The sequence below is a fragment of the uncultured Chloroflexus sp. genome, assembly GCF_937129525.1.
GTDB lineage: Bacteria > Chloroflexota > Chloroflexia > Chloroflexales > Chloroflexaceae > Chloroflexus.
Map to the genome: position 1 here is coordinate 51,846 of NZ_CAKZNK010000096.1, position 14,723 is coordinate 66,568.

Below are 14,723 nucleotides of genomic sequence, written 5' to 3' on the forward strand. Positions count from 1 at the left end.
TTGCCGATGTTTATTCCATCAACGCTCGAATGCTTTTCTTGATATATGGCCGATCAGCGTGTTACAATACTGACTATGCGTTATATCCTGGTGATTGTCTGCGAAACTTGCTTTTACCCACTTCTCAGGGAATGCAATGAGCGATGTGACGGGGACGCCGGTACCTTCTCTCTTCCAGTTAATGCGCAATCTCCTGGCGTCTGACAATCCCCCCTTCATGGCCAGCAAGGCGACGCTGGTCGATTTAAGCCATACCCTCGAAGACTGTATCATCAACAATCGCTTACCCAGTGTCATCTTCACCGGTTTCCAGGAGAGCAGTCACTGGCGCGAAGAGACGCAACGCTACCTGGAAATGGCGCAGATTGCCAGCGCTATTTGCATCTTTGCCGGCGGTCAGCCGTCATTTCCCGACGAAAGGCACATTGCGGTAAACCTGGAGGCTGGCAATCCATTGCGGCAAGAATGGTTTGTGCTGGTCTTGACCGAATGGTTTTGCGCCATTCTCTGCGGGTTGGATCAGCAAGAACCGGTTGATCGCGAGGCTGATCGTCGTTTCGAAACACTGCTTACCTTTCAACCGGAAGCGGTGGAAAAGGCGCTCGATGTCTTGATTCCGGTTGTCATGCGGCACCGGCCCGATCGCGCCGCCGAACTGACTGCCGCTCGCATCCAGTTTCCGCCACGAACGCCGCATGGGCCGTACTTTTCACAAATTGTCTGCGCGGTTGTGAATCATATGCAGCGTCGCTACGATCAGCAACGGCAACTTGTCAGCGAGCTGCGCGAACTCAACGAGCGACAGCAGTCGTTAGAAGACGAGCTAGCGCGCCTCGGCGCGCCGGTAGTGCCGCTGTTGACCGGGGTCATCCTCTTGCCACTGATCGGTAGCATCGACTCACGGCGGGCGCAGCAAATTATGGAACATCTGCTAACCGGGATTGCCGAACACACTGCCGACGTTGCCATTATCGATATTACGGGGGTGGCAGTTGTCGATACAGCAGTGGCAAACTATCTGCTTCAGGCGATTCGCGCGGCGCGTTTGCTCGGTGCGCAGGTTATCATCACCGGCATTCGCGCTTCAGTTGCGCAAACGATGATCAACCTCGGCATCGATCTCGGGCAGGTCATCACGCGCAATACTCTGCGTGAAGGTATTGAAGCTGCCTGGCGCTGGATGGGTTACGAGTTGCGTCCGCTTGAGCAGAAATAGGCGCGCTGCGCGGAACGCGAGATGGAGTGAACGGTTTAGGAAATTTGCTTTTCTGCGGCATTGATCTGGTCAGGAACAGTTTGAGAAAGGTGAGATATTGTCAATCTTTGAAGTCGCTGGTTTAGGACACACCCAATCTATAGCAAAAGCATGTAATACAATTTGAGATATTTACCACGTTATCTGTTGCTTGTCCTGCTCAGATTGGTAGTCTCTGAAAAGCAGTCTCTGAAAAATTAAAATTGTTGATATTTCTTCGCTTCTTCCTCTATTTCTCTGTACTTCGCCCTTGCGCGCATTTCCAAAAACATCCAGGTGACCAGGAAAGTAATCACTCCTGCGCCAATAGACCACCCCGCATTTGCAACGTAAAGATAGGTGATCAGGCCGACATTGAGGGCATGGATCGTGCAGATGATGGATTGCGCTAACCCTCTGATGCCAGACTCGTTTTTGGTTACAAACGGCGTCGGCCCATCACGCAGCGACAATGATATATGTTTTCTTATGTATGGATGTTTGCTAACAAAGTAGCGCCGTATGCGAGCCAGGGCGCGCAGATTGTAATCGACATTCTTGTCGCGCTTGATGGTGAACTGGAAGGTGCTCAGGCCCAATAGTGTTAGAAACGACAACGCGCCAATGCTGACGAGTTGAACCGTTAGCGCAGAAGCGACACTGCTTTCACTGAAGACAATGAGCGCTCCCAAAATTGCAGAAGTTATTGTGATAAAGAAATTGAGCCGGTTTAAGCCTTCAGCCCTGATAGTTCGGATGTCTTCATTGATTTGCTCATATTCTGCCAGCAAAAAATCAACAATTTCGAGGTTTGTCTCAAGGTTTTCTGAGAGATGAATCGTCGGATGTTAGCCCGCTGTTGACGTTTGCTGCCCGATTCACTGTCGCTTTCTCCCCTGCTGTGGCGCTGTTGACGTTCGCTTTAAGCGCAGTTCTTGCCAGGATGCGCCGCGCCCGTTTCGATGTCTTCATCGTCGTTGCCTCTGCTCTGGTGAAGTAGCTAATCGTATATGCATTTAGTAATTTTTAGAGAATTGGATTTTACTCGCTATTCTAGCATGCCTGAGCTATGACCGCAAGGTGTTTTTAGGGGAGGGATTTAATTTTAGCCTGTGGAGAGTGCATGAAACGGCAGAAATCGATAGCCTTTGTTTAATAATGTATAAAACAGTAGATGCTAAAATGTTGAAAGTTCGCTTTTTGTTCGCAAACATTGTATTCGACACAATTTCTGTCGTTTATTCGTTGTTGGACACAGCTCTTTCACGGTTTCTCATTCATTCCGCCGATTCTTGAATTGTGGCGGAGTCATTGAATCGGTAGCCAACATACGGCTCAGTAATGATATAGCGCGGATGCGATGGGTCGGGCTCTAACTTTGTGCGCAGTCGCCGAATCACGCCTTTGACATAATCGGTTGAGTCAAGGTATTGCGGCCCCCAGACACGTTGCACGATCTGGCGCGCAGTGACAACGCCATCACGATGTGCCACCAGTTCGGCCAGTACCGCATACTCGATTGGGGTCAGATTGACCAGCTTTCCTTCGCGCAGCACCACCCGGCGGTTGGTGTCAATGACCAGATCGGCGCAATAGATGCGCGCCTGTGTGGTCTGGCCCCGGCGCAGCACCGCCCGGATACGCGCCAGTAATTCGCTCAGCCGGAATGGTTTCACCAGGTAGTCATCGGCACCATTGTCAAGCGCGGTCACAATGTCGGCTTCGGCCCCTTTGACGCTGACTACGATGATTGGGGTGGCGCTATGCTGTCGAATTTGCTGGCAGACGGCGATGCCGTTCAGAGCCGGCATCACCAGATCGAGTAAAATCAGGTCAGGCGCATACTGCTGGAACAGGTGCAATGCAGCCTCGCCATCACTGGCGATGGCAACGTCATATCCCTGCGCGCGCAAAGCTGGCGAGATCGCGGCGACAATGCCCGGATCATCATCCACAACCAGAATACGCTGGCTCATACGAACGCTTCCTCCGGTAACCACCCACCTGTTCGCTCGTGGGTAAGTGGTATCGCAATTCGGAATATGCTTCCGCCTCCCGGTCGTTCATCAACCCAGATTGTGCCATTATGAGCAGTGATGATGCCATGACAAATCGCCAACCCCAGTCCGCTGCCGCGCTGACGACCGTGGCGGTCGCGTTCGAGCCGGTAGAAACGGTCGAAGATCCGGCGCCGTTCCGCCAATGGAATCCCCGGCCCGCGATCGCTGATGCTCATGACCAGGTGGCTGTTGGTGCAGAAGGCTTCAATCGTGATCGGCCCGTCAGGCGGTCCGTACTTTTGGCCGTTTTCCAGCACATTCCACAATACCTGGCCGATCAGCATTGGATCGAGATATAACAGCGGCAGCGTCGGCGAGACCAGCGTTTCAATCCGGCAGTCTGGCCAGTGCTGGCGGAAATTGCTCACCACATCCTCGATCAGGGTTTTCAGCTCAATCCATTCGCGGTCGATGGGCAGTGATCCCGCCTCGATGCGCGAGAGATCGAGTAATTGATCGACGAAGCGGCTCAGGCGCGCTGTTTCGCGCGCAATGTTGCTGAGCAGGGCGCGATGTTCGCTGGCCGAGACGGCATGCTGGCGTTCCAGGAGGTCTTCGACTGAGGCTCGAATTGCGGTTAGCGGCGAGCGCAGATCGTGCGAGACGCTGGCGAGAAACGCGCTTTTCAGATGATTGGCTTGCCGCAAAGCTTCATTCTCATTCGCCACCCGACGCAGTCGCGCATTGCTCAGCGTCAGACCCAGTTGTTGCGCAATCGTGAGCAAGAGGGTCAAATCTTCCCCGCTGATGTGACGGTGAGCGCGACTGCCAATTAAGAGCGCGCCGGCGTTGGTAGCGTGCAGCGCTAGCGGTAACATGACCAGATCGCAAAAACCGGCCAGCGCGCGCGGCAATGTCTCGGTGGTTGTGGCGTGTTGACGGCAAAGCCAGACCGGTTGGCCGGTGGCAATGACCATTTCGACCATTGCCGTCACTTGCGCCGGTTCGATGGCCAGTGCCGGCACACTGATAACGGTATCCTGTGGTTCGTCTTTCAGCATGATGAGACCAGCGTCGAGGTGGGTGAGGGCAAGAATGCGTTGCAACACCATATCGAGTTGTCGCGCCGGATCGAGCAATCCACCCAGGAAGAGCGCCAGGGTGTTGAGCACCTCGGTCTGAGCGGCGTAGGCCTGCAAATCGGTGTACATGCGGGCATGCCGCAACATTGCCGCGCTGTGGGCCGCCAGGGTTGCGCCACACTGCTGGTCGATTGATGTCCAGGGAGTTTCCGGGAGGCGAACCATCAGAATGACGCTGCCGATGTCGGTCAGAGGAAACCCTACCAGGGTTGTCTGATGAAATGATGTAGTGATGAACGGACTCTGGCACGATCGCCAGGCTAAGATGGCCGGTTCGGTGATAGCCGCGCGCAAGATGCTCAGCGCCCGTTGACCGTTAGCGTCTGCTACTGCCCAGAAGTGGGTATATGGGCGCTCAACCGGCGTTCCTTCAACCAGCGCGACGGCGGTGGCGTCGAGCAAATGACCCATGTGTTCTACAATTACCTGCGGCGCGTGATCTGGATCGAAGATATTGCTGATCGCGCGCGTGGCGGCGGTGAGGCGCGTGAACCGATCCGGTCGCGGCGCCGGTTGTGGCGGCGCCGCTTCAACCGGGAATGGCGGTGTCCATCCGTTGAAGATACGGGGCCGAACGGGTTGTTTGACCCATTCCAGCCGGTAGCGCCGTTGCACTTCGGCGGCAGCCGCAGCCAGCACACCGGCCAGAAACGGACGCGCCAGCCGGTAGTCGCCGGTGATGTCCAGCACGCCGATCAAACGTCCATCAGCGGGATGAATTACCGGCGCAGCCGTGCAGGTAACATCTTGCCAGCCATTGCAATAGTGCTCGGCGCCGACCAGTTGCACGACCTGCCTGGTTGTCAATGCCACGCCAATCGCAAATCGCATTGGTGCCGGCAACCGCTTCGCTCCAGTTGCTGCCCGGCAGCAATCCTTTGCGCGCCAGACGGCGGCGACAGGTCAGGTCGCCATCAACGTCAAGCAGCGTTCCTTCCGCATCACTGACTGCAATCACATATCCGACACTGCCCAGCGTGGCGCGCAAGCGTAACAACACCGGATGCGCCGCGCGCAGGAAGGGCGCATTCAGCTCGCGCAATTCGCGTAATTGATGGTCATCAGGCGCCGCAAATTGGGCCAGATTCAAATCGGCATTGACGGCCAGCTCACGGCAACGTCGCCACGATTCACGAATGATCGATCGTACCGGCGAGAGATCGACCGCATTGCAACTGAGAAATGCTTCCCGCAAAGCGGCGACCTGCCAGACCAGCGTATCCAGATCAGTCGTGGTCATCGCGCGTTGCACCGTCTCGCTCATAGCGCCTCCCTGCGCAAGCGATCTATTCAGGTTTTTGGGTGGATGATCAGGTTATACCACACCTTAACCGGTAGCGTCTACTGCTGCTGGCAATTTTTCACCGGTTTTTCACCGCTCGATCGGGTGAGTTTCTGCTACGATGCTGGCAACCCCATCTGCGATCAATACAACCGGCGTCGGTTATCAGGATTGTCATCGTTGACAGGAGGAGTGTATGTACCGCACCGCTGATGGCCGCGAGATTTTCGTGATCGATGCTCACACCCATCTGTGGGACGCCAGTCCGGAGAATCAGCGCGGCAAGTTGGGCAAAGGCTGGATCGATTGCTTCTATGCCTACCACAAGAACCTCTCGCCGGCAGATAAGGTTTGGACACTCGAACACTACCAGCGCTACTCGGTTGAAGACATGGCGCGCGATCTCTTCGTCGAGGGCTACGTCGATATGTGCATTCTGCAATCGACCAACCTCTTCGACTTCTACCACACCGGTTTTAATCCCATCGAGCGCAATGCGCAGTTGAAGGAGGCGTTCCCCGAGCGAGTTATTCTCAATGGCTCGTTCGATCCCCGGCACGGCGAAGATGGCCCGCTCGGCCTGAATGCCTTGCGCCGGGCAAAGGAACAATACGACATCAAAGGCGTCAAGCTCTACACTGCCGAGTGGCACAATGGCTCGCGCGGTTGGCGGTTGAACGATCCAGCGGCTTACCCCTTCTTTGAGGAGTGCGAACGACTCGGTATCACTAACATCCACATTCACAAGGGACCGACCATCTGGCCGCTTGACCGCGACTCGTTCGATGTGGCCGATGTTGACTACGTTGCCACCGATTTTCCCGGCCTCACCTTTATCGTCGAGCACTGCGGTCTGCCACGCCTGGAAGACTTTTGCTGGATTGCCACGCAAGAGACCAATGTTTGGGGTGGCCTGGCGGTTGCGATGCCCTTCATTCACTCACGTCCGCGCTATTTCGCCGAGATCATGGCCAATCTGCTCTACTGGCTTGGCCCTGACAAGCTGACCTTCGCCAGCGATTATGCTCTCTGGACGCCGGGCTGGCTGATCGAGAAGTTTATGGCCTTTGAACTGCCCGAAGATTTAGAGCAGGAATTCGGGGTGAAATTAACCCTGGAAAACAAGGAGAAGATTCTCGGTCTAAACGCTGCCCGTCTCTACGGGATTGACGTTGAGGCGAAGAAAGAACAGTTACGGGCAATGCCGGTCGTGCTCGACGGCGCTGCGCCCGCTACCGCCTGAGAGGTGTTGCCGTGCCTGAGCTTGCCGACATTCAGCGCGCGTTAGCCGAAGTCTACGATCCGGAACTCGATACACCGATCACCGAGCTGGGATTTGTTAATGAGGTGCAGATCAGCGGTGATCACGTCACCGTAACCTACACCGTTCCTACCTTTTGGTGCGCGCCCAACTTCGTTTTTATGATGTCGCAAGACATTCGCGCCGAGGTGAGTCGAGTGCCAGGAGTGGCTGGGGTTACCGTCGTCGTGCGTAACAACTGTCTGGAAGACGAGATCAACGCCGGGGTAAATGCCGGTCGCAGTTTTGCCGAAACCTTTCCCGCCGATGTGGGGACGAAGGCCGATCTGGAAGCGCTACGCCATACCTTCACTGTGAAAGGGTTTCTTGCCCGGCAGGATGCGCTGCTGCGCCGGATGCGACAGGCCGGTTTGCGCGATGCAACCATTCTCGATTTGCGCGTCGGTGATGTTGTCGCGCAAGGCGAAGATCTCTTCGTCGCGACTGCTGCGGATTGTCCTCCGCAACGGATTGCGCTGGCTGCGGCTGATCTGGCACGTTACCTGCACAAGCGGCGTCGGCTTGGTCTGCCGGTAGCGGCAAACGATTGGCTATTCACCACGGTTGACGGCCAGCCGATTGCTGAAGCCGAGCTGGCCACCTATCTGCGCTACTCACGCGCTGCCCGGCTTAATATCGCTTTCAACACCAGCCTCTGTGAAGGTCTCCTCCGCACCCAGTTCTTTCCCGAACGGCAATACGACTATTCCAGTGTTGGTGACCGCCTGATCTTGCAATGAGGAGCCACGCTTATGCGAGCTGCCCGTTTACACGAGTACGATGAGCATCTGAACGTCCAGCTTCAACTTGAGGATGTCCCGTTGCCCAAAATCACCAAACCCGGTGAAGTAATTGTCCGGATTGGCGCTGCCGGTCTGTGCCGCACCGATCTGCACATCATTGAAGGGGTGTGGAAAGACATTCAAGACCCACAGCGCACCTTGCTCCCCTACATTCTCGGCCACGAAAATGCCGGGTGGGTTGAGGAAGTCGGTCCTGGCGTGACAACGGTCAAGGTCGGCGATCCCGTGATCTGTCATCCTCTGCGTTCGTGCGGCGTTTGTCTGGGCTGCCGGCGCGGGGAAGACATGTACTGCGAGCATGGCAGTTTTCCCGGTCTCAACTGCGATGGCGGTTTCGCCGAATACATGCTGACTAACGAGCGCGCGCTCATCAAGCTCAATCCGAATGTCGCGCCGGTTGATGTCGCGCCGCTTGCCGATGCCGGAATCACCGCTTACCGGGTGGCCAAAAAGGCGGCGCGAAAACTCAATCCCGGCCAATATTGCGTCATTCTCGGCGTAGGTGGTCTGGGTCACATTGCGCTCCAATCGGTGCGCGAGCTTTGCGGCGCGCGGATCATAGCCGTTGATCGATCGGAAGCGGCGCGCAACCTGGCCCGCGATCTGGGCGCGCATCACGTGCTCGATGGCGGTGACTCAATTGTGCAAGAGGTTAAAGAACTCACTCATGGCGGCGCGCATGTCGTGATCGATTTCGTTGGTGAGCTGGGCGCCGAGCAGGTTTCCTGGCAAATGCTGCGTCAGGGTGGCACACACTACGTTGTCGGCTATGGCGGCGCGGTCAATGTGCCAACGGTTCATATGATCATCACCGAAATCGCCATCGAGGGTAGCCTGGTCGGCAACTATGTAGAACTGGTCGAATTGATGGAACTGAATGCCGAAGGCCGCGTGAAGCTGCATGGACAGCAATACCGGCTAGACCAGATCAATCAGGCTATCGACGATTTCAAAAACCGGCGCATTGCCGGTCGCGCGGTAATCGTGCCCTGATTGAGCGCAATTGCGGGGGTAGGTTCGCGCAACCTGCCCCCAGATTGTTTCCCTTGCCAGATCGACACGTTTGGCGGCTCCAGCCCTGTTTTTGCAGTCCGGTTGCTCGTCGGGAGCGCAATTGACCACGGGCCTGCTCAGCGCAACCTCTTCACCTCCTCTTTATCCCGGCTTCACGCTACCATCATCAGAGCTTCATCACGATGCCTTACACTCATAATCGGGATCGCGCATCGTGGTTTACAGGAGCACATTCGTGGTAGCATCCTTCAGCGCAGCCGACCTGCACATTCATACCACTGCCAGTGACGGCACTGCCTCGCCAGAGGCAGTGCTGTCGTATGTTGCCGGCAAGACCGATCTGCGCGTGATCGCAATTACCGATCACGATACGCTGGCCGGAGCGTTAGTGGCCCGTCGCCTGGCACCGCAGTACGGAATCGAAGTGATCGTTGGCTGCGAAATTTCCACCCAGGTTGGTCATCTGTTAGCTCTGTTCATCGAACAACCGGTGCCTGCCGGCCTCGATCTGGCAACCACTGTGGCGCTGGTGCATGCTCAGGGTGGGATGGCATTTGCCGCTCATCCCTTTGGCGCATTAGTGCCATCAATCGGTCGGCGATGCCTGCTCGGGCCAGAACGGACCGATCTCGACTGGTCATTGCTCGATGGCATAGAGGTCTTCAACGCCAGTTTGTGGTATCCGGCCAACAATCGGCGCGCAGCGCGGAAAGCGCAAGCGCTCAGCCTGACGCAAATCGGTGGCAGCGACGCGCACAACCTGGCCATGATTGGCGCCGGTCGCACGCTGTTTCCCGGACAAAGCGCCGCTGATTTGCGGTATGCGCTGCAACGGCGCGCAACACTGGTGACCGGGAAAGCCTGGGGCTGGCGTGGCGTGGCCGGTGTTGCGCGCGAACAGATCCAGCAGTGGTTCGATCGCCGCCAGACCGATTCGGTGGAAATGACCGGCTCGCTTCAGTAGCGATTACCTGGCCCACTCACCGATCGGCGGGCCGGCTTCGAAAAAGATTGTTGGCAAGAGATCGAGTTGTCGGCTGAGCCATGGCAAAGCGGCAGACAGAAGCTGTCGGCGCAGGCGAGCCGGCAGCAACAAGCCGAGCAATGCTCCGGCGCGAGCCAGTCGGTGTTGCTGGCGGCGAGCCAGTCTAATCAGGCGCGCCGCCAGTCGCGCTTTAGTCAGGGTCAGGCGTGGCGCTTGCTCCCAACGGTCGAGAAAGCGCGATAGCTCGGCGAGTTCCAGTGGCGGAAAATCGGCACGTTCACCCCATTGGCGCTGATGATACTCGATTGCCAGTCTCAGCGCGCGCGTTTCGGCTTCCAGATCGCGCGGTTGCCCATCACGGGCCATAGCGGCCAGCGGCAGCAGCAGGGCGCGCGTTGCCTGCGATAGAGTCAGCGCATCGTGTAAATAACGCAGACTGGTAACGATCTGGGATACTTCGACATCGAAAGAGGGCGCTTTCAGCGCCACCAGGTCGGCCAGCTCACCGGCCACTTGCGCCGCATAACCGGCGCGTTCAATCACCAGCGCCGGGTCAGGCAACACCTCGGACAGATAGACCCACACCGGGAGCGCAACGGTCGGGCGCATCCACCAGATCCATAGCAACGAAGGCATCACGATGCCGCCAAACCGTTCTATCCCCGGCGATTGCCCAAAATACCAGCCCTGCTCGATCAATGACTCTGATTTGAGGTAAGCCGTTGCCACAGCATCGGCAAAAGCGGCGCCATAGACGGCTAACCGATGGGCAAACCACTCGCGCGCAAACGCCGCTGCATCGATAGCAGGTTGTTGGGCCAGCGCTGCCGTGATCGCGCTACTGGCTTCCGTCCAGAGATTCCAGCCGTTTGGACCAAGCGAAGCCGCGCCGCCACCCCACCCGCCGGTGCCATTCCATGCCCAGATCCCGACGCAGCGCGGTTCGGCGGCAGCCCGCCGGATTGCGGCGCTATGCAGCTCTACCACACCGGAGGGAACCAGGCCAAACAGCTCGTATTCGCGTCGGTTTTGCAACTCGACGATCTGGCGCGGGCCGGGCAGACCAAGCGTGGGATTGACGGGCAACAGGCGGAAAAAGTCGGCAGGAGTGTGCTTGAGTGAAACCAGCAGATGTGGGTCACGCTGATCGGCAAAGACAGCCCGATAGCGATCTGGCGATGAGAGTAGATCGCCAGCTTCGCCAATTCCGAGCGTCCACGTCCGCATAATCAGGTGTCGATCAAAGCGATTGCATACCGGCAAGAGTGTTGCGATCAGGCGCCTGATTGCCGCCACGTCGTGATAGATCAGATGACCGGTATAACCGGCGCAATCGTGTGCGCCACCTGTCTCGCCGATGCGAATGATCACACCACTCACCATCGGCAGCGCGGTGAAAAGATCGATCAATGCGGCCTGATTGAGCTCATCCAGCCTGGGATTGCCGGCAAAGAGTGGCCCAACCTGCGATCGCAACTCCGGCGTCATCCACTGCATATCACTGGTCACGTAGACCTGCATCCCCCGCGCTGCTGCCTCGGTCAGCAATGGCGCAAGCGCTGCGCGGTAAGCCAGCGCGCGTAACCGGTAAGGGCTATGTGGCGTGTAGTATGGCTTGGGGGCCTGATCGAATGTGACCAGGTGCGCCAGATTGTCGATCACAATTCCGGTATAACCCTGTGCCTGCGCCGCGGCCAGATATGTGTGTGCCCGTTCCACGCCGCGTTGTATTTGCGCCTCAGCGACGTATGGCGGCACTGGAAGATCAATCTGGCTAAACGGAAACGATGACCAATTCCGCACCGGCGCTGATGGATCGATAAAGGGGCCATTGATGTCAATCAGACGAAGCGAGAGTGTCATAGCTGCAACGGTTCAGCATCAATATCAAGCCAGTGTTAAGATTTGATTATACCTGAGTAAAATATCAATTCAAGGGAAGATCAGGTAACACAAAGCGGGGAAAGTGATCATTTGAGGGAAGCAATTCGTTCGCCAGAAAAATCAGGACGCGAGCATTGGGGAAACTGCCAGAGTCAACGCAGTGCGCAGCGAGCCGAAGACCAAAACCTCTTTACAATACAGAACAATTGTGCTACAATGTCCGCACTTAACGAAGCAGTACGGGCAAGGAAGAGGAGCAACGCAATGATAGGCCGCAACCGAGTTCACGTCATTACCGAAGCCATTACTCTCCAGTACGCCAACGGCAAGAGCGTAGCCCGACTGGTAGGCGGCAAACGCTTTTCCCCTTATATCGGCTTCCACATCGAAATCGGGCGTGACGACGAACTCGATGCTCGTCTGAAAGCGGCCCAAATCGCGCAAATCGAAATTAAACACCAGCGTCAGGGCGGGGCGGAAGTGATCCGCCACTGGGCGCTCGGCGAGACCATTCGCTTCTACCCGGTAACCAGTGGTCCGGTTGCTACCACCGTCGCCAGCAGCCTTGGGCGCAATGCGGCAGCGACTGCTGCTGCCGGCATCGGGTTGCGTTGGGGCAGCAACGACCGCAGTCGCATGGCCGTGCGCGGCTATCTCGATCTGCTCGTGCAGCTCGATCTGGTTCGCCTGGTACAGCTCTCCGTCCGTTCCCGGATGAGCGATGTCTTGCTAACCGCCTTACTCGACCACGGGCGTGTTTGTGAACAGGCAGATCACCTTATCGACCGCGCGCAGCACCCCGATCTGGTCACATTTCACGAGTTAGCGTTACCACTCGGCCCCGGCGAGGAAGAGGAATGGGGCAAGGGTGAAACGACCACGGTCGTACCTTTCAAGAGTTTGCATCCTGCCGAGATCGACCGCGACTACGTTCAACAGCACTGGCGACCCGACAGCGTTCATCGCGCTGCGCTACGCGACTGGGATGGGATTCAAGCCTGGGCCAACAGCTACACATTGCAGGCCGAGGAACGTTCCTTCGGCGAACGCGCCGAGTCGGTCGATACGGTAGAGCAGGGTTAACGCGCTGTCGCGCCGTCCTCACCAGCGTGTAACAGTGGAAGTGGCGAGAGATCCAGGCAATTGGTGACTCTCTGCGCAGCACACGCAGAGGAGCGACGGAGAACCCGGTAATTTTATCGATGCCACTTCCACTGGCGCGCGGGCGCGTGAAGCGAGCTGCCGGCGCGATGGTGGGGTCACTACCAGCGGTGGGCGAAGCGGTCTGCTGGCGCGATGGCGGGGTCCCTGCTAACGGTGGGCGGCGCGTAAAGCGAGCTGCCGGCGCGATGGTGGGGTCACTACCAGCGGTGGGCGAAGCGGTCTGCTGGCGCGATGGCGGGGCCCCTGCTAGCGGTGGGCGGCGCGTGAAGCGAGCTGCTGGCGCGATGGCAGAACCACTGCAAGCGGTGGGCGGCGCGTGAAGCGAGCTGTCGGCGCGATGGCGGGGCCCCTGCAAGCGGTGGGCGAAGCGAGCTGCGGGCGCGATGGCGGGCCCCCTGCAAGCGGTGGGCGGCGCGTGAAGCGAGCTGTCGGCGCGATGGCAGAACCACTGCTAGCGGTGGGCGGCGCGCGAAGTGAGCTGCGAGCGCGATGGCGGGGCCCCTGCTAGCGGTGGGCGGCGCGGGAGCGATGTCGCTGAACGGCACTGCCCGGACTGGCACGCAGCGATAGCGCGACGCAGCTCATCGCCAACCACTCGACGCCGTTACCGCTGAAACTTGGTGCCCCGCACAACTTGCACATCGGTCGTGTATGCAATCACGGCAAAGTGAGGGAAGTAGTGAGTCGCCAGATGTTGCAAGATCTGATCAGCAATTTCCGGCGCAACGAGCGTCTCGATGCGCAGATTCTTCCCTTCCCAATCACTGGCGTGAATGCCACGAGTGCCCTCGCCGCGCGCTAACCCGATAGTATATCCACGCGCGCCGAGCTGACGCAAATCGTGCAAAATGCGCTCTTCCAGCACCGCTTCGGCGATAATGGTGACCAGTTTGACCGTTGTTAGTTCCATCTCGTTGCCCTTTCCGCGCTCACCGACTACCGGACGATCCACGTTGCCAGCGTGTAGTAGAGTGGCAACCCTAACGCCAGGTTGAACGGGAAGGTAATACCGAGTGCCGCCGTCAGGTAAAAACCGGGATTGGCCTGCGGCAACGCGATGCGCACTGCTGCCGGCGCAGCAATGTACGAGGCGCTGGCTGCCAAAACACCCAGAATTGTGCTGCCACCCAGTGACAGGCCGGCAAGGCTGCCAAACCAAACGCCGAGCAATCCGTTGATCACTGGCATGATAATCGCAAAACCGAGCAAAAACCAGCCAGCAGTGGGCAGATCGCGAAATCGCCGCGCTGCTACCATCCCGAGTTCGAGCAGAAAGAAGGTCAATGCGCCTTTAAACAGGTCAACGAATAGTGGAGCCACCTCTTTGCCGCCGCGCGGCCCGGCCAGCCAGCCAATAACCATGCCTCCTACCAGCAGCAAAATGCTTTTGCTGGTCAGTAATTCACGCACGGCTTCGCGCCAGTCGCCGCCTTGCTGGCCGCCGGCCATCTGCGCAATCATCAACGCAATAACAATAGCCGGAACTTCTAAAATCGCTACCAGCGCCGGCATAAATCCTTCGTAACGCGCGCCAACAGTATCAAGAAAGGTTTGTGATGCCGCAAATGTGACTGCCGATACCGAACCGTAGTGGGCTGCCAGCGCTGCCGCATCGGCAATGCTAAGTTTACCGATGCGACGGGCAACGGTGTAGGCGACCACCGGAATAATGATGCCGAGCATCAGTGTTGCCAGGGCTGGGGCCCAAAAGACGGCCAGGCTTGTTTCGGCCAGGGCAATGCCACCTTTCAGACCGATTGCCAGCAACAAATAGATCGAGAGGGTTGTGTACAGTTCATCAGGGAGCTTAAGGTCACTGCGAAGCAGGGTTGCCGCGATACCGAGCGCGAATGCCAGAACCATCGGTGAGAGCAGATTGATCTGTAACAGTTCAACGATTGCCATATCGATCCCT

The 14,723-nt window shown here is 57.6% G+C and carries 14 protein-coding genes; 7 read left to right on the forward strand and 7 right to left on the reverse strand.

Going from position 1 to position 14,723, the window contains the following annotated elements:
• The first annotated feature begins 136 nt into the window (after window positions 1-136).
• A complete protein-coding gene (locus Q0650_RS12560) occupies window positions 137-1,216 on the forward strand; it encodes a DICT sensory domain-containing protein (RefSeq protein WP_298819459.1) in 1,080 nt (359 codons plus the stop codon).
• A 236-nt stretch (window positions 1,217-1,452) separates the two neighbouring features.
• On the opposite strand, the gene Q0650_RS12565 is transcribed toward Q0650_RS12560, so the two are convergent.
• The 4 genes from Q0650_RS12565 to Q0650_RS12580 all read right to left on the reverse strand — a co-directional run bounded on the left by Q0650_RS12565 (window position 1,453) and on the right by Q0650_RS12580 (window position 5,640).
• The gene (locus Q0650_RS12565) at window positions 1,453-2,025 is read right to left on the reverse strand and encodes a hypothetical protein (RefSeq protein ID WP_298819460.1); all 573 of its coding nucleotides are present in this window, start codon (window positions 2,023-2,025) and stop codon (window positions 1,453-1,455) included.
• 486 nt (window positions 2,026-2,511) lie between these two features.
• Window positions 2,512-3,210 carry a response regulator transcription factor gene (locus tag Q0650_RS12570; protein ID WP_298819462.1) on the reverse strand — a complete coding sequence of 233 codons (699 nt, stop codon included), beginning with the start codon at window positions 3,208-3,210 and terminating at the stop codon, window positions 2,512-2,514.
• A complete protein-coding gene (locus Q0650_RS18850; protein WP_333691783.1) occupies window positions 3,207-4,787 on the reverse strand; it encodes an ATP-binding protein in 1,581 nt (526 codons plus the stop codon). Before Q0650_RS18850 ends, Q0650_RS12570 begins: the two co-directional genes overlap by 4 nt.
• Window positions 4,788-5,082: 295 nt before the next feature.
• Window positions 5,083-5,640 (reverse strand): hypothetical protein, encoded by a 558-nt coding sequence (locus Q0650_RS12580; RefSeq protein ID WP_298819463.1) that lies wholly within the window; start codon window positions 5,638-5,640, stop codon window positions 5,083-5,085.
• A gap of 214 nt (window positions 5,641-5,854) precedes the next feature.
• Here Q0650_RS12580 and Q0650_RS12585 point away from each other — a divergent pair, with 214 nt between their 5' ends.
• The 4 genes from Q0650_RS12585 to Q0650_RS12600 all read left to right on the forward strand — a co-directional run bounded on the left by Q0650_RS12585 (window position 5,855) and on the right by Q0650_RS12600 (window position 9,739).
• The gene (locus Q0650_RS12585) at window positions 5,855-6,901 is read left to right on the forward strand and encodes an amidohydrolase family protein (protein WP_298819465.1); all 1,047 of its coding nucleotides are present in this window, start codon (window positions 5,855-5,857) and stop codon (window positions 6,899-6,901) included.
• A gap of 11 nt (window positions 6,902-6,912) precedes the next feature.
• Window positions 6,913-7,698, forward strand: coding sequence for an iron-sulfur cluster assembly protein (locus tag Q0650_RS12590; RefSeq protein WP_298819467.1), 786 nt, complete (start codon window positions 6,913-6,915; stop codon window positions 7,696-7,698).
• A 12-nt stretch (window positions 7,699-7,710) separates the two neighbouring features.
• Entirely contained in the window at window positions 7,711-8,754 is a 1,044-nt protein-coding gene (locus Q0650_RS12595; protein ID WP_298819469.1) for an NAD(P)-dependent alcohol dehydrogenase, read from the forward strand.
• A 256-nt stretch (window positions 8,755-9,010) separates the two neighbouring features.
• Window positions 9,011-9,739, forward strand: a complete 729-nt coding sequence (locus Q0650_RS12600; protein WP_298819471.1) for a PHP-associated domain-containing protein — start codon at window positions 9,011-9,013, stop codon at window positions 9,737-9,739.
• Between the two features lie 3 nt (window positions 9,740-9,742).
• On the opposite strand, the gene Q0650_RS12605 is transcribed toward Q0650_RS12600, so the two are convergent.
• Complete coding sequence (locus Q0650_RS12605; protein ID WP_298819473.1) at window positions 9,743-11,623, reverse strand: hypothetical protein; 1,881 nt, start codon at window positions 11,621-11,623, stop codon at window positions 9,743-9,745.
• 285 nt (window positions 11,624-11,908) lie between these two features.
• On the opposite strand from Q0650_RS12605, the gene Q0650_RS12610 reads away from it, so the two are divergent.
• Both Q0650_RS12610 and Q0650_RS12615 read left to right on the forward strand, forming a co-directional pair.
• On the forward strand, window positions 11,909-12,727 hold the full coding sequence (locus Q0650_RS12610) for a hypothetical protein (protein WP_298819475.1): 819 nt from the start codon (window positions 11,909-11,911) through the stop codon (window positions 12,725-12,727).
• A gap of 119 nt (window positions 12,728-12,846) precedes the next feature.
• Window positions 12,847-13,128: a hypothetical protein gene (locus Q0650_RS12615; protein WP_298819477.1), complete on the forward strand. Its 282-nt coding sequence runs from the start codon at window positions 12,847-12,849 to the stop codon at window positions 13,126-13,128.
• Window positions 13,129-13,412: 284 nt separating this feature from the next.
• Here Q0650_RS12615 and Q0650_RS12620 read toward each other — a convergent pair whose 3' ends face one another.
• Both Q0650_RS12620 and Q0650_RS12625 read right to left on the reverse strand, forming a co-directional pair.
• Complete coding sequence (locus Q0650_RS12620) at window positions 13,413-13,718, reverse strand: P-II family nitrogen regulator (RefSeq protein WP_298819479.1); 306 nt, start codon at window positions 13,716-13,718, stop codon at window positions 13,413-13,415.
• Between the two features lie 26 nt (window positions 13,719-13,744).
• Window positions 13,745-14,713, reverse strand: coding sequence for a sodium-dependent bicarbonate transport family permease (locus Q0650_RS12625; RefSeq protein ID WP_298819481.1), 969 nt, complete (start codon window positions 14,711-14,713; stop codon window positions 13,745-13,747).
• Window positions 14,714-14,723 lie beyond the last annotated feature (10 nt).

Bases quoted from the DNA above. Each gene is read 5' to 3' on its own strand.
- Q0650_RS12560 (WP_298819459.1), top strand. From the start codon at position 137: ATGAGCGATGTGACGGGGACGCCGGTACCTTCTCTCTTCCAGTTAATG.
- Q0650_RS12570 (WP_298819462.1), bottom strand. From the start codon at position 3,210: ATGAGCCAGCGTATTCTGGTTGTGGATGATGATCCGGGCATTGTCGCC.
- Q0650_RS18850 (WP_333691783.1), bottom strand. From the start codon at position 4,787: ATGGGTCATTTGCTCGACGCCACCGCCGTCGCGCTGGTTGAAGGAACG.
- Q0650_RS12580 (WP_298819463.1), bottom strand. From the start codon at position 5,640: ATGAGCGAGACGGTGCAACGCGCGATGACCACGACTGATCTGGATACG.
- Q0650_RS12585 (WP_298819465.1), top strand. From the start codon at position 5,855: ATGTACCGCACCGCTGATGGCCGCGAGATTTTCGTGATCGATGCTCAC.
- Q0650_RS12595 (WP_298819469.1), top strand. From the start codon at position 7,711: ATGCGAGCTGCCCGTTTACACGAGTACGATGAGCATCTGAACGTCCAG.
- Q0650_RS12605 (WP_298819473.1), bottom strand. From the start codon at position 11,623: ATGACACTCTCGCTTCGTCTGATTGACATCAATGGCCCCTTTATCGAT.
- Q0650_RS12610 (WP_298819475.1), top strand. From the start codon at position 11,909: ATGATAGGCCGCAACCGAGTTCACGTCATTACCGAAGCCATTACTCTC.
- Q0650_RS12615 (WP_298819477.1), top strand. From the start codon at position 12,847: ATGCCACTTCCACTGGCGCGCGGGCGCGTGAAGCGAGCTGCCGGCGCG.
- Q0650_RS12620 (WP_298819479.1), bottom strand. From the start codon at position 13,718: ATGGAACTAACAACGGTCAAACTGGTCACCATTATCGCCGAAGCGGTG.
- Q0650_RS12625 (WP_298819481.1), bottom strand. From the start codon at position 14,713: ATGGCAATCGTTGAACTGTTACAGATCAATCTGCTCTCACCGATGGTT.